Here is a 13,251-nt window from a genome sequence, read left to right as displayed (position 1 = left end):
CCTCGCCGGGATAGAGATCGGCGATCCGCCGCATTGTCAGGCCCGGCAGATAGGCGACGTGGCAGCCCAGGTTGCGGGCGACGGTCAGCGGCAGGGCTCCGATGGAGGCGACCTGGTCGACGATGACCAGGACGGTTCCGTGCTTGGCCTGCAGTTTGGCGAAGACCTCACGGAGTTTGGGCTCGCTGTTGGGCAGTCGCTTGTCGAAGGTTTTCTTGCCGGTCGGGGTGAGTGCGGTGGCGTGGTGTTCGCCCTTGCCGACGTCCAGGCCGAGGTAGACGTCGATGCTGCTGGTATCGATCACGTCAGGCTTCCTTCGGTGCTGTTCACCCGGCCCTGCCACGGCACTGATCGCCACATCCACATTACGAAGAGCCTTCCGGCCTGCGAAAAGGCCAGCGCTCGTGTCCCTAATCAGCGGTCTGTCAGTGCCTCCGGAGCCGGTGACACCACCCCCCAGGCCATCCGTTCGACAAGGGGAGGTAGTCATGCCAACTCCGAAGGCCGGTAACCCCGTTGCGGGGCTACGAAAAAGGTAATGGGGGGGACGTTCCGGCTGTGAGCGAGGAAGTCCAAAACGATCGTTGCCCGCTGCTTGGGCGAGAAGGAGCCTGGCCCACTCCTCCTGCGGTCGCCGCAGGGCAAGTGTTCGGGAGGCAACTGCGGACCGGTCCCAGCTTTGCTCCGCCGGCCGGTAACCCAGCTCGCTCGGCGATCCCTCCGTACTGGCTGCAGCGCCGGACCAGGATGAAATACCGAAGATGCGGACGCCAGTTCCCGCGGCCTTCGGGCTCCAGGCGCTGTCGTCAGTTGCGGCCCGGCATCCACGCCAGCCATGACGCTGCCTCGGCACCGGCCACATCCTCGCCGCGGATCCGCCGGACAGCTCAGGTGGGCCACACCGACGTCTCACCTTCGGGCATCTTGGCCACGCAGCCGTCGCCGTTCCAAGGCGTATCCCAATCCCACGAGCGCCAGTGAGGGGAAGGCGACGACGGCCTGCGGGAAGATCTGCTTGCCGGGCGGGTCGACGGCTCGGGAGCCGGGGTACGCAAGCGCGGAAATCTGCGTCACCCAGTACAGCGCGGCGGACACGGCCCCGCTGTCCAGCGCGGCCTTGGCGCCTGCCATGGAATCAGCCGGACGCCACAGTTGCAGAAGCGCGGCTCCAGCCAGCCCTGCGCCCAAGCTCATAGTCTGGGCGTTGTGAAATTTGGCGTGCGGTGGCCAGTTCAGATTGTGGATGTGTGTCTCGTTCCAATCCGCGATATAGGGGCCAACTCCGGCGACCACAGCTGGTACCGAGATCAGTACCTTGCCGAGGCTGACGCGGCCGGTGATTCGTTTGGTCATGCGGCGGTGCTCCTGCCCTGTGCTGTCGGTACATCCGAAATCCGTGTCGGTGGCCGATGACCGATGACGTTCAGGTGCCAACCGCCTCGGGCGCCGCCGCGTAGCACCACCTCCTGGTAAGACGCGCATCAGCGCATCAAGGCGACATTCAGAGGATGAAACGCGTTCGAAGCGATCAGCCATCGGCCTGCGACGCACGCTGCCCTAGACGGAGGTGCGGGCGAACCGGAGCGTCGACGTCACCGTCGTCAGGCCACGCATCATGCCCAACCGATTCCAGCCCATGCCGAACTGTTCCCGGTCGACGGTGAACTCGGTGGTGAGCGCGACCGCGTCCGCGTTCGACTCGGTGACCTTCACGGCGATGGCCTGCGGGCGGCTGACACCGCGGACGGTCAGCTGGCCGTCGACCTTGACGACATCGTTGGGGTGAAACGCGGTGTCACGGACTGCGAAGACCAGGGTGGGGTGATGCTCGACGTCGAAGAAGTCAGCGCTGCGCAGGTGCTCGTCGCGCTTCTTGTGCTTGGTGTCCAGGGAGGCGGCTTCCAGGGTTATGGCACCGCGGACGGTTCCGTCAGGCCGGACCTCGCCCTCGCCGGTGACACCGGTGAACGTGCCCTTCACGGTGACCATGCCCCACATCGTCACGTGACTGACGGCGATGACGGAATGGGTGGTGTCGAGTTGCCACAGGCCAGTTGCTACAGCGGCGGTCATGGGGATTCTCCTTGATGAATACGGGACTGAACTGATGATCAAATTGGGATGGCTTCGCGTTGCGCGATCTGCCCCCGGCGCGGCCGACCGGTCGCCCCGAGCACCGGTCGGCCGCACGGCTACAGGTGGTGGGTAAGCACCACTGACTCAGGGGATGCTCAGGCCGACCGTGTAGTCGCCGCTGCCCTTGGTCGCCACCACCTCGATCCGGTAGGCGCCGGGATCGCGGACCTCGTAGGAGAGCGTCTTGATGTCTTCCTCGCCCGAGGAGGTCGCGACGGTTTTGAGTCCGTCGGTTCCGAAGTGCCTGAGCACGAGATCGAATTCCGCGCCGTCAGGCCCGTCCAGACATGTGCTGATCGTGCCTGCCTGGGCGGCGATGAAGTAGTTCCACGGGATCGCGGTACTGCCCTCAACCACTCGGCCGGACATGGTGAATTCGTGGTCCGTGCAGTCGGTCGCTGCTGCGGCCGTCGGCGCGGTGGTTGTCTGCGAGGCGATGGCAGGCGAGGCGGTTGCCAGGCATGCGGCGAACACGGCGGCGCCAGCAGCCGCGACCAGTCGGTGACGTATCACGAGATCCTCTCCACAACGGTTGAAGAGCTTCACTTGGGATGTGCGAACGTCCAGGGATGCGCGGATGGTTACGCGCTGGGCGGTGTCGCCCAGGTGAGGTTTCCTGTGGGGTCTCAGAACCCGACGTTCTGGCGGATCAGCACCAGGTGGATGCGGCCGGGCTGCTCCTGCCGGATCTCCAGGAGCTTGCCGATGTAGCTGCGCTGCCCGTACGCGGCCTGCGCCCGGACGTCCTCCAGCTTGAGGCTGTGCTCCTCGACTCGCTCGCGAGCAGCCTCCAGGCTGGGGACGAGCTTCTGCGTGCCAGCCACCAGGATGACGTTCGGGGCGTCCCACACGTAGGCGGCGAGCTGGCTTCCGGTGGCCGAGGCGATGACCAGGGCGCCGTCGGCGGTGATGGCGTGGACGCTGCCGAGGGCGTACTCGGCCTGCCCGGCGATGGCCTTCATCTCCTGCTGCTGGGTCTGGAAGTTCAGCGTCATCATCTTGTTGCGGGCCGACACGTACGGGCCGTCCGGGTCGTTGATGGCCGCTTCGATGCCGGACTCCTGCAGCGTGGCCGAGGTGTTGGTCATCACCGGGGAGCCGTGCGGGATCCGCTTCAGCACGGTCTGCCGGGCGGATTCGAAGTCGTCGACGACATCCACGCTGAAGCCGTGCTCCTCGAGCGCGGCGACGGTTGCCGCAACGGTCTGCTCGTCCGGCAGTGTCGTGAAACGTGCGTCGCCGTCGATCGCAGTCATGGGTTTCTCCCTTGTCAGGTGGGCTCGGCAGAGCCGCAACACACGGACCTGTTCCTAGGTGGACGAGTGCGGGTCATCATCGCGTCGCCATAAGCGGACTTTACCCCGCTTAGGGTGTCCGGGCAAGGAGAGTGCGGGCGGCCCTGCGGGCCCCGTCGGCCGCTCGAAGCATAAACGGACTACACCCCGCTTACCGGAATGACTGTTAGGATCACCGCCATGGACGTGCTACCGGTGGGTTGGGGCGCGCCGCGGCCGGAGCGGGCGGACGCGGCCCGCAATCGCGCCCACCTCCTGGCCACTGCCCGCCAGATGCTGGCCGAGTCCGGTCCCGATCAGCTGACGATGGATGCGTTGGCCGAGCGGTCCGGTCTCGGAAAGGGCACCGTTTTTCGGCGCTTCGGCACTCGGGCGGGGATCTTCCAGGCGCTGCTCGATGAGATCGAGCGAGGCTTGCAGGAGCGGGTGATGTCCGGGCCGCCGCCGCTCGGCCCCGGTGCGCCGCCGGTCGAGCGGCTGGTTGCTTACGGTCGGGCACGGGTGCGCCTGCTGATCGAGAACACGGAGATCGCCAGATTCGCGCTCGACGGTCGCCAGCCCCTGCCGAGCAGTCCTCAGACGCCGGCGTCCCAGATGCACGTCCGGATGCTTCTGCGCCAGTTGAGCCTGGACGGCGCGGACCTCGACCTGCTCGCGATCCAGCTCACCGCGGCGCTCGACGGCCCGCTTCTGCTGTACCTTTCCGCCGACGCACTGAGCAGCACAGGCCCTCAGATCGAAGCGAGCTTGGGCTCGGCCTGGCAGGACTTGATCGAACGGGTATGCAGGCCCTGAAACACAGGCGCGGCCATACCCGCCGGGCTGGTTCCCCCGGGGGACGCGACCTTGACACGCCCATGCCGTCGTAGCCATCGACGCAGGTGGCCGGGGGCGTAGCCTTGTGGCCGTGCAGCTTGTCGGCGGTTAGAGACTCAGGTCGATTCCGTCCCAGCTGGCGCGGCGCTCACCGTCGGGGTCTTCGGCGACGGTGGTCTTGGTGTCGAACACCATCGTGGGCCGGGTGTCCGGGTTGTGGGTCGGCCAGGCAGGGATGACACCGGTAGCTGCGGGGTCGCCAGTGGCCGCGAAGGAGACCCAGGAGCCGTGCACGGCGGTGAGCAGGTCCTGGGGCATCTCGTCGCCGATCAGCGTCTTGGTGATCGGCAGGGAGAAGTCGTCGAACACGAACGGGCCTTCGATGCCGTGGGATGCTCCCACGCGTCCGCCGAGGGCGGGGCTGCGCCATGCGAACTGGTAGACGCGGGTCGCTCCGCCCGCTCGATGGTGGGCGTCGGCGATACGCAGTGCGGGGACGCGGAAGGCGCGGTCGGTGTCCATCGAGACCTGCGGTGTGATCGCGGAATCCGGTTCCTGGCTCCGTTCGTAGACGTCAAGGATGGCCTGCTGCAAGGCCGGGTCGGCGTCCCATCCGCCAGGAGACATGCCTGTTTCAGCAGCACCCATTTCCTCCATCAGCGCGTACAAGGTGCACTCGTCGCGGTTGGTTCCGATCACCAGGCTGACGTCCGTCCCGACGCCGTCGGCGACGGCCTGATACGGGGACTGCGGGAGCAGGTCGCCGCCGGTGAGCGGGACGAACGGGATCATGCGTCCGCACGCGGGGTGTTCGCCGCGCTGCTTCTCGACCATGAACTCGGTCTGCGCCTTCAAGACGTCTGCCGGGTCGACGGTGTGCAGGTCACGCGCGGGGACGCCGAGTTTGTCGAGCATGGCCTCGGCGATCGCTTCGGCATAGTGGGCGGGGAAGCCGAACAGCGGTGCCGCTGCGGCACTCTGGCAGGCGGCCTGCTGGAACAGTCCCTGTGCGGAAGGGCAGCCGAGGAGTTCACCGACGAACGTTCCTCCCGCCGAGGAGCCGAAGACGGTGATGTTGTCCGGGTCGCCACCGAATGCCGCGATGTTCTCCCGGGTCCATCGCAGGGCGGCGATCTGGTCAGCCACCCCGTACGCCCCCGATCCCGCGGCATAGGCGTCGTCCAGGTGACCGGCGTGCAGGAAACCGAAAGCTCCGAGCCGATAGTTGCAGCTCACGAGCACCACTCCGTCCCGGGCGAAGGTGTTCCCGTCCGAGCCGGAGCCGGCGTTCGAGCCCATGAGGAAGCCGCCGCCATGGATCCAGAACATCACCGGCAGGCCCATCGCACCCTCCGGTGCCCACACGTTGACCGACAGGAAGTCCTCGCCGGTGCTCAATCCCCCGAAAAGGGGCGAGGACGGCTGGGGACAGCCCGGCCCGTAGGCGGTGCAGTCACGTACGCCCTCCCAGGAAGCGCGCGGCACGGGCGGCTTGAACGCGTTGGCGCCGAACGGGGGCTCCGCATAGGGGATGCCCTTGAACGCGGCGATCCCGTCACGCAGTTCCCCTCTGACGGTCCCCGCTGTCGTCTCGGCGTCGATCGTGCCCATGCTGTTCGCTCCACTCGGTGGGGGGTGTCTCGCCGTGCGCACCGATGCGTCGGCAGGTACGGGGGGGGGTGGGCGGTCGTGCCGCTGCTGTGCTCAGGTGTCGGCGTCGGTCTCGGCCGCGCTTGCCTGCTGGGGCTCGACCTGGGCGAGCCGGTTGCGCAGCGCGGCGGTGACTCCCTGGTAGGAGTCACTGCCCAGGACCAGCCTCATCGGGGCCGGCTTCTGCGCGGCGCTGTCGATGACCTTCGCCGCGACCTTCACCGGGTCTCCGGGGACCGCAACCCGCGTGTGCCGAAAGGCGCGCACCATCGCGGCCGGTGTCCCGTCGTAAGCAGTCAACGGCTCACTCAGCTGGAGGCTGCTGCCGCTGAAAGCGGTCCGCGCTCCTCCGGGCTCTACGAGAGTCACCTCGATGCCGAACGGTGCGACCTCCTGGGCGAGTGCTTCCGTGAAGCCCTCCATGCCCCATTTGCTCGCGTGGTAGAGCGAGGCACCGGCGTGGGCGGCGAGCCCGGCGACCGAGGAAATCTGGATCACCCGGCCGCCACCCTGGGCACGCAGGTGCGGCAGCACGGCCCGCGCCGTCTGGATCGAGCCGAGAAGGTTGGTGTTGATCTGATGGACGACCTGCTCGTCGGTGAACTCTTCGGCGGCACCGAACAGGCCGTACCCCGCGTTGATCACGACGACGTCGATACGGCCGAGGTCACCGAAGGCGGCGTCCACGACCGCGCGGACCCGCAGCAGGTCAGTGACGTCGAGGTGGCCGACCCAGAAACGGTCGCCGTACTTGGCGCGAAGATCATCGACCGAGCCCTCCCGCCGGATCGTCCCGGCGACCCGGTCTCCGCGAGATAGGAGCTGTTCGGCCAGCTCACGTCCGAAACCGCTGTTGACACCAGTGATGAACCACGTCTGCATCGTCATATCAATGAGCTTCACCAGCGCGAAGTAGCCCTGCCAGTTCCCCCGTGTTCCTGGTAGTGACAGGGACACCCAGAACCAACTGCGACCGCATAGCCTGCCAATGTGGACAATGCCCTCGGAGATTTCCTGCGTGCACGACGCGAACAGGTCACCCCCACCGACGCGGGCCTGCCACCCGGGCACGGGCTGCGCCGGGTGACCGGGTTGCGCCGCGAGGAGGTCGCCATGCTGGCCGGCATCAGCGCCGAGTACTACCTGCGCCTGGAGCAAGGCCGCGACCGCAACCCCTCGGCCCAGGTACTCGAGGCGCTCGCCCAGGTCCTCCAGCTGGACACAGAGGGCACGGCCTACCTGCTGTCCCTCGCCGCACCGAAACCGCGCCGCAGCCTGGACCTTCCCGACGAACGCCTGCCTTCGGGACTCGACATGCTCCTGCGGACCCTCAACGTGCCCGCGTTCGTCTTCAACCAGTACAGCGATGTCCTGGCCGCCAACCGACTGGCCCGGGCACTGTCACCGGACCTGGCGCCCGGGACGAACCGGCTGCGCGCCCTCTTCACCGACGAGGCGCTCCAGGAGTACCACGCCGACTGGGAGCACTACACAGCCGTCGCCGTGGCCCACCTGCGCGCCACGGTCGGCACTCAGACCGACGACGAGCGCCTGCAAGCTCTGATCGGGGAGATGTCCCTCAAAAGCGACCGGTTCCGTCAGCTGTGGGCACGCCACGATGTGCGTTCCGCCGCCGAGGCCATGTTCCGGATACAGCATCCACAGGTCGGTTCCCTGGAACTCCTGGTCGAGAAGTTCCAGGTGGTGGGAGCCAGCAGGCTGGAGATGATGCTCCTGCACGCAGAGCCCGGCACCCGCTCGGCCGATGCTCTGGCCCTGCTCGCTTCCCTCGACGCGTCTTCTTGACACCGCCCGGCCGCCTCATCGGGGCACAGGCCTAGATGTACTGACCACGAGTGTTGTTGACAGTGATCAAGGGGCAAGCCGCACTCCTGCCCGCGCCCACGCCTGCGCGCGGTGATCTGGCGGACCGGGGCGTCCACGCCTTGCTCGGCGAAGAGCTCGGTGGCTGCGGCGAGCAGGGCGTCCAGATTGCGTTGCACGTCGGGGCGTGTCCGGCGGGCGGCCTCAGCTGGCGGATTCTCTGTCACGGAGTGTCCCTTTTGCGCTCCTGAACGGTGTTCCGTTTCTCGGCTCAGTGGAGCACCCGATCACGCCGCACAAAGCAGCGCCCCCTCCCCTCAAGGACGTGACCGCCGCTGGAACCTGGCGCGCGCCTTCATGGACAAGCAGGGCTTCGAGGCTCTGATCGTCGCCGGTGAGCACGAGGACGCCAGCCCCGCCCCGTTCTACTTTGACACCTGGATCACCAACGACCGCCCCGGCACCATCGTCGTCTTTCCCGTGAGGGTGAGCCCATCTCGCTGATGGGCATGCCGACCGGCCGCCATCGGGGAGGAGATGGCCAAGGCCATGGTCGCCGCCGCAGCCCCCGGGGTCTCCGAGGCCGAGGTGTGTGCGGCCGGCATTCAGACACTGATCATGTTTCTACTTCTCGGCGCCTCGGTCTCGCTGAATGCCGCCCTCATCGCCATGATCGTGGCCCGCCTCAGTGGCCTGACCCCGCTGCGGGCCGTGCTCGTCGCCGACCCCGCGTTCATCGCGGTCTTCAGCCTATTCATCGCGACATGGAGCAACCTGGCGCGAACCGGCCACATTGCTTCTGCGTCTACGAGACCAGCGGAGCTTCCCTTTTGGCGGAGCAACCGCTGGCCGTCCCGCTCGTTGGTCGCCTCGACACGTCACGACTGTGAGAACTGGAGCGAGCTATGGCACTTCCCACCGCAGGGCTGGCCTTCGACAGGCCGACCGGCTACGTCATGCCACTCATCCGTGCGGGGATGCTCGAGGTCGATCGGGACGGACGGCCTCGCGGGGAGGCCGCTGAAGTCGCCGTCCTTGCCGACTGCTACCAGCGGTTCGACTACGAGGGACTGCAGCGACTCGTCATGGACGTCGCCTGCACCGCCGCCGAGGCGATCACCATGCTTGCCGAGCTGAGCCCGCTCAACCAGGTCCAGATCTTGCAGGAGTTCTCCGCTCAGCACACCGTCGAGATGGCCTTCGACAAGTCCCTGAAGAGCGGGGACGTGGTCTGGGGCTACATCCCCGCCATGCTCCGGCCGATCTTCCAGCCGGAGAGCAAGCCTGGCATGGACGAAGTGCTCTTCGAGATCGATGAGAAGTACGGCTTCTCCGCCTCGATGGATTTCATCATCGCTCTTGCCTACTTCACGGGCGCCATCGTTCACCGCACGGTGAAATCGACCAGGCGTTCGATCGAAGACACCGTCCAACTCCTCGAAAGCCGGGTGAAGGTGGCCTGGGCCGAGCTCGACACCCACGACACACGGGACTACTTGAACCGCTGATCCTGGACACGGCTCTCGGCCGAGGGACGCGGAAAACCTCCTCCGCTCACCGACACCACGCCGCTACTCTGCGTCGAATGATCGTCCTTGACAGTAATCAACTGAGGTTCGTACTGCCCCACACCCCCGCATTGAAGCTGTTCTCCGCGATCGCCGAACGGGCCGGACACACCCTCGCCACGACCGACACCGTGCTCCGCGAGGTCGTGCGGCAACACCGGCAGGCGACGGACAGCGCCTTGACGACGTTCATCAAGGCCAGGCGCGAGGCGAACCGGATGCTCCCGCCGGGCCAGCGCATCTCCGAGGTCAATTTCCCCGACCGCTTCCGTGCCGCGAAGGTCAAGGAGGCCATCTCCGAGTTCGAGGCCGATCTCCGCAACACCTTCCAGATTCTGCCCGTGGCGCCGGAGGACGCGGTGGCCGCGCTGGAGATTGAGGCCGATCAGCGGCCACCCTGCACCAACGGCACCGGGGCCAGGGACGCTGCCATCTGGCTGACCACCGCACGAGCCTGCCGCACACTGGAATCGGATACGTCCGGCCCGCCCCTGCCGGTGATCTTCGTGTCCCAGGACAAGGACTTCCGCGGCCCCGGCAAGACCGGGACACTGGCACCCGAACTCGCGAACGAGGACACCGAGGCCGGCCGACTCCTTCTCCTGCCGAACGTGCTGGCCGTGATGGACAGGCTGGGCTACCCGCAGCAGTTCGGGGATGCCGAGGAGATCACCGCCCGGGAGGACTTTCAGCAGGCCCTGCTCGACGCGGTCATCCGCTTCACTGTGTTCCCCGGGCGGCAGCTAGCACAGATGGAGGACGGAGAAGTGACCGTACGGTTCAAGGATGACGGCAAGGCCCGTCAGTGCCGCGGCGAGGGCACCCGGCTCACGAGCATCTCGGGGACCTGGAGCGTCCGGGTCGTCACCGAGCGGCTGCCGCGCCGGCCCGATGGGCACGGCGGGGGCTATCGCGGCTTTCCGATGGCAGTGGAAGGCACGGTCCTGCTGGTCGAGGACGACGGCCAGCAAACTGAGATCGACTTCGTTCCCCAATCGGTACACCTTCCCTGGGCATGACGCGCATCAAGGCCTCACCCCGAACCTGAACCATCGATCGACGGTCAAGGAACCTGGACGTCATGGCAAGCGAACCATCCCAGAGGCAGAAGACCTCGACGAGCACGACCCGTTGCCGGAGACCGCTGCACTCACGGCGTAGCCGCGACCAGGGGGCCAGCACCAACCCCGGCCCAGCAGTTTGCGCCGTCGACCACCTGGGAGGGAGCGGATGCACGTCCGGTCCCCTCTCCCTAGGACAGGACGAGTGCGGCAACCACCGGGGCCGCGTACACCAACGGGAAGGGCACGTGGGAGAACCAGCGCGCCCGCACCACGGTGACCACGGCCCCGGCGAAGTACAAGGCGAGGCCGATCGCGGCCGCGACGCCGACGGCCGGCACCGCGAGCGCGACCAGCAGGCCGACAGCGCCCGCGGCCTTAGCAGCGCCCAGCCACGGCATCCACGAGGCAGGCACCCCATAGTCCGCCATCGGCTTGACGACCCACGCGGCACGGGCCAGCCATCACGGCGGCAACAACAGTGACGACATCAGGCACTCCTCAACAGGCGTTTCCTCAGGCGGAAGTGATCCGCTGCCTGACTGACCCGCACCCCCGCACGAATGTGACACGCAACGCCGAACCGCTCCGCTCCGGTGCGGCCAGCGTGCCGTCGTGCACGGTTCGCGTCCTGTGAGTGAGGGCCCGGGGTGTGCGCCGCTGCCGCCGGTTCGAGGGGCTGGCTCCGGGCCCTCACGTGAGCTTGCTCCCGAGGGAGGGGAAATACACGCGAGTGGCTGGAGGCTGGTTACGGCCCTGGAGGGGGTTGGGGCCTGTCCGACACCTCTGCACGGCTAAGCCTGGCGGGAGAGAAAACGTATCTGCCGCGAGCTGCCGTTTGATCGCCTGGATGCGGTCACATGTTGGCCCCCAATCACCCACGACTCCGGCGTAACCCGCTCCGTTGGGCGGGCGTTGAGCTATAGCGATCGTTCGGTCCCCGTGGGGGAGACTCAGCGAGCGCCAGGGGTCCCGGGAGCGGTCGTACGGCCACGGCCGCGTGGTGCACACTCCCGTGCCCCTGGCAGGGTGTTGAGGCGCCCGGCAGTACTACGTGCACAGCGCTTTGGCAGCGTCGGCCAATGCGGATGACCAGCCCCTGCGCCCAGATCCGTGACGCGCAGACCGGTCCGGTCCGCACGCTCCGGGCCGCGGTCAAGGCGAGTCGAGGTCGCCCCTCTGGCGGGGCAGGCCGAGCTGCCGCTCCAGCTCCCGGCGGATATCCGTGCACAGGTGACCTGTGCACGCCCACTCAATGAGCAGCTCGGCAACATGGCGAAGCTTGATGTTCGTATTCTGCGAAACCGCCCGGAGGACCACCCAGCTTTCGTCGGGAGTCAGCTCCCCCACCGCCAGCACAACACCGATGGCCTGGTCGACCCTCGCGTGTGCGCGCACCGACTCCTTGAGCTGGCTGTTTGGTCCATCGACTCCTGACAGGACTCCACCCTCCTCGTCAACGCGCTGGACATGGCCATCCGCAACCGCCATCCCAAGCCGGGCGGGATCGTGCACGCCGATCACGGCACCCAGTTCACCTCTTGGGTCTTCGGGGAGCGGATCCGCTCCACCGGCCTTCTGCCGTCGTTCGGCACCATCCGGGACGGCCTGGACAACGCGATGATGGAGTCGTTCTGGTCCTCGATGCAGATCGAGCTGCTCAACCGCAAGCGGTGGAAGACCCGGGACGAACTGGACAACGCAATCTTCGAGTTCATCGAGATCTTCTAAAACCGCCAACGCCGACATTCACCCCTGGGCTACCGCACCCCCATCGAGTACGAACTACTCTTCGAGAACGACACCACCCCGGCTGCCGGTGAGCCACCAAAACCGCGGGGCGTGCCGGCGTGGAAACGTCGCTCAGCCGTGATGCCGGTCGAGAGCCACGGCCTACGGCTTGCTACGCCACTGCGAGAACTTCAGTCCAGGCCCGAGCGTGACCGAGGAGATGTCGTCGAGGCGCCGGCTCGGAGTTTTCTGCGTGGTCGAGGTCTTCATCCGCCCGTCGACCAGGCCCACCTCGCGGAACGGAACCCTGTCGAGGACCTCCCCCTCATCGTCAAGGAAGTCCAGGGTGCCCCTGACGGAGTTGTAATGCTGTCCCCGCAGGATGCCGTCAACGGTCATCCGCACCGTCTTCTTCTCCCCGGACGGGTGGGACAGACGAAGGTGCTCCCGCGCGGTCCGGGCCACCGCAGGTGGTGTGGCCTCCGTGTCGGCCGGGAAGACCTTGGAATCACTGAGGCTTTGCCAACTTGCGCTGCGAGGCGGGCTGTTGAGCTGACACGTGGGTGAAGCCCCTGGTAGACGGGTTCACGACCAAGATTCCCTCGCCCGACCAGAGGCTTCGTGTGCTTGTCTACCCGTGTGGCCTGGACGTGTCCAGTCGTTCCCTGCGTTTCCTCGCTGACCGTCTTCGTGCGCATCGCCGCCGGATCGGGAGCCGTTGGCGCCGGCTGACGGCCGGCAAGCAGGCCCTGCTGACGCTGGCGCACCTTCGGAACGCAACAACGTATGCCCAGCTCGCGGCGGGATTCCGGGTCGGGACGAGTACGGTCTACCGCTACGTGACCGAGGCCGTCGACCTGCTGGCCACACTCGCACCGACGCTCGCGCAGGCAGTCCGGGCGGCGTCGATGAAGGCGTACGTGCTGCTCGACGGGACACTCTTGGCCATCGACCGGATTGCCGCCGACCGCCCGTTCTACTCGGGGAAGCACCACAGGCACGGCATAAACGTGCAGGTCATCGCGGGTCCGTTCGGTGAACTGCTGTGGGCTTCGCCGGCATTACCTGGCGCAGTCCACGATGTGCGCGCGGCCCGTGAACACGGCATCGTCGACGCTCTCGATCAGGCAGGCATCACCTGCTGGGCTGACAAGGGCTACCAGGGAGCCC

16 protein-coding genes and 2 pseudogenes are annotated in these 13,251 nt (G+C 67.0%); 7 read left to right on the top strand and 11 right to left on the bottom strand.

Annotated elements, in window-relative coordinates; translation table 11 throughout:
* The 5 genes from G3I40_RS13395 to G3I40_RS13375 form a co-directional block, all read right to left on the bottom strand.
* Nucleotides 1–301 (bottom strand): IS110 family transposase (locus tag G3I40_RS13395; RefSeq protein WP_343244920.1); only part of this gene is annotated, 301 nt, incomplete at its 3' end.
* A gap of 608 nt (nt 302–909) precedes the next feature.
* Complete coding sequence (locus G3I40_RS13390; RefSeq protein ID WP_203643981.1) at nt 910–1,353, bottom strand: DUF6640 family protein; 444 nt, start codon at nt 1,351–1,353, stop codon at nt 910–912.
* A gap of 204 nt (nt 1,354–1,557) precedes the next feature.
* Complete coding sequence (locus tag G3I40_RS13385) at nt 1,558–2,073, bottom strand: YceI family protein (RefSeq protein WP_164302383.1); 516 nt, start codon at nt 2,071–2,073, stop codon at nt 1,558–1,560.
* Nucleotides 2,074–2,220: 147 nt separating this feature from the next.
* The gene (locus tag G3I40_RS13380; RefSeq protein WP_164302382.1) at nt 2,221–2,682 is read right to left on the bottom strand and encodes a hypothetical protein; all 462 of its coding nucleotides are present in this window, start codon (nt 2,680–2,682) and stop codon (nt 2,221–2,223) included.
* Nucleotides 2,683–2,762: 80 nt separating this feature from the next.
* Entirely contained in the window at nt 2,763–3,392 is a 630-nt protein-coding gene (locus G3I40_RS13375) for an LUD domain-containing protein (RefSeq protein WP_164302381.1), read from the bottom strand.
* A 219-nt stretch (nt 3,393–3,611) separates the two neighbouring features.
* Here G3I40_RS13375 and G3I40_RS13370 point away from each other — a divergent pair, with 219 nt between their 5' ends.
* The gene (locus G3I40_RS13370) at nt 3,612–4,226 is read left to right on the top strand and encodes a TetR/AcrR family transcriptional regulator (protein WP_164302380.1); all 615 of its coding nucleotides are present in this window, start codon (nt 3,612–3,614) and stop codon (nt 4,224–4,226) included.
* A gap of 129 nt (nt 4,227–4,355) precedes the next feature.
* Here G3I40_RS13370 and G3I40_RS13365 read toward each other — a convergent pair whose 3' ends face one another.
* On the bottom strand, nt 4,356–5,858 hold the full coding sequence (locus G3I40_RS13365) for a carboxylesterase family protein (protein WP_164302379.1): 1,503 nt from the start codon (nt 5,856–5,858) through the stop codon (nt 4,356–4,358).
* A gap of 93 nt (nt 5,859–5,951) precedes the next feature.
* Nucleotides 5,952–6,785, bottom strand: a complete 834-nt coding sequence (locus G3I40_RS13360; RefSeq protein ID WP_239091708.1) for an SDR family oxidoreductase — start codon at nt 6,783–6,785, stop codon at nt 5,952–5,954.
* A gap of 102 nt (nt 6,786–6,887) precedes the next feature.
* Between G3I40_RS13360 and G3I40_RS13355 the strand changes: the two genes are divergently transcribed.
* Nucleotides 6,888–7,703 (top strand): helix-turn-helix transcriptional regulator, encoded by an 816-nt coding sequence (locus G3I40_RS13355; protein WP_164302378.1) that lies wholly within the window; start codon nt 6,888–6,890, stop codon nt 7,701–7,703.
* 104 nt (nt 7,704–7,807) lie between these two features.
* Here the strand turns inward: G3I40_RS13355 and G3I40_RS48130 are convergent.
* A pseudogene (locus G3I40_RS48130) lies at nt 7,808–7,948 on the bottom strand (TetR family transcriptional regulator); the annotation flags it as partial.
* Nucleotides 7,949–8,078: 130 nt separating this feature from the next.
* On the opposite strand from G3I40_RS48130, the gene G3I40_RS13350 reads away from it, so the two are divergent.
* The 3 genes from G3I40_RS13350 (at nt 8,079) to G3I40_RS13340 (ending at nt 10,308) form a co-directional block, all read left to right on the top strand.
* Nucleotides 8,079–8,225 carry a hypothetical protein gene (locus tag G3I40_RS13350; protein WP_164302377.1) on the top strand — a complete coding sequence of 49 codons (147 nt, stop codon included), beginning with the start codon at nt 8,079–8,081 and terminating at the stop codon, nt 8,223–8,225.
* 401 nt (nt 8,226–8,626) lie between these two features.
* Nucleotides 8,627–9,229 carry a hypothetical protein gene (locus tag G3I40_RS13345; protein ID WP_164302376.1) on the top strand — a complete coding sequence of 201 codons (603 nt, stop codon included), beginning with the start codon at nt 8,627–8,629 and terminating at the stop codon, nt 9,227–9,229.
* Between the two features lie 77 nt (nt 9,230–9,306).
* Nucleotides 9,307–10,308, top strand: coding sequence for a PIN domain-containing protein (locus tag G3I40_RS13340; protein ID WP_164302375.1), 1,002 nt, complete (start codon nt 9,307–9,309; stop codon nt 10,306–10,308).
* Nucleotides 10,309–10,541: 233 nt separating this feature from the next.
* On the opposite strand, the gene G3I40_RS13335 is transcribed toward G3I40_RS13340, so the two are convergent.
* Together G3I40_RS13335 and G3I40_RS47115 are read right to left on the bottom strand one after the other, a co-directional pair.
* Nucleotides 10,542–10,781 (bottom strand): DoxX family protein, encoded by a 240-nt coding sequence (locus G3I40_RS13335; RefSeq protein WP_164302374.1) that lies wholly within the window; start codon nt 10,779–10,781, stop codon nt 10,542–10,544.
* A 724-nt stretch (nt 10,782–11,505) separates the two neighbouring features.
* The gene (locus G3I40_RS47115) at nt 11,506–11,748 is read right to left on the bottom strand and encodes an ANTAR domain-containing protein (protein ID WP_343244919.1); all 243 of its coding nucleotides are present in this window, start codon (nt 11,746–11,748) and stop codon (nt 11,506–11,508) included.
* On the opposite strand from G3I40_RS47115, the pseudogene G3I40_RS47110 reads away from it, so the two are divergent.
* A pseudogene (locus tag G3I40_RS47110) lies at nt 11,740–12,078 on the top strand (IS3 family transposase); the annotation flags it as partial. The gene G3I40_RS47115 and the pseudogene G3I40_RS47110 overlap by 9 nt on opposite strands.
* A gap of 165 nt (nt 12,079–12,243) precedes the next feature.
* On the opposite strand, the gene G3I40_RS13320 reads toward G3I40_RS47110, so the two are convergent.
* On the bottom strand, nt 12,244–12,480 hold the full coding sequence (locus tag G3I40_RS13320) for a hypothetical protein (RefSeq protein WP_164302372.1): 237 nt from the start codon (nt 12,478–12,480) through the stop codon (nt 12,244–12,246).
* 224 nt (nt 12,481–12,704) lie between these two features.
* On the opposite strand from G3I40_RS13320, the gene G3I40_RS13315 reads away from it, so the two are divergent.
* Nucleotides 12,705–13,251: transposase family protein (locus G3I40_RS13315; RefSeq protein WP_164302385.1), on the top strand; the 547-nt coding region annotated here is incomplete at its 3' end.

This window comes from Streptomyces sp. SID14478 (assembly GCF_010548525.1).
GTDB lineage: Bacteria > Actinomycetota > Actinomycetes > Streptomycetales > Streptomycetaceae > Streptomyces.
Note: the sequence above shows the minus strand (reverse complement) of the source record. Positions and strands in the feature narration are given on the sequence as shown.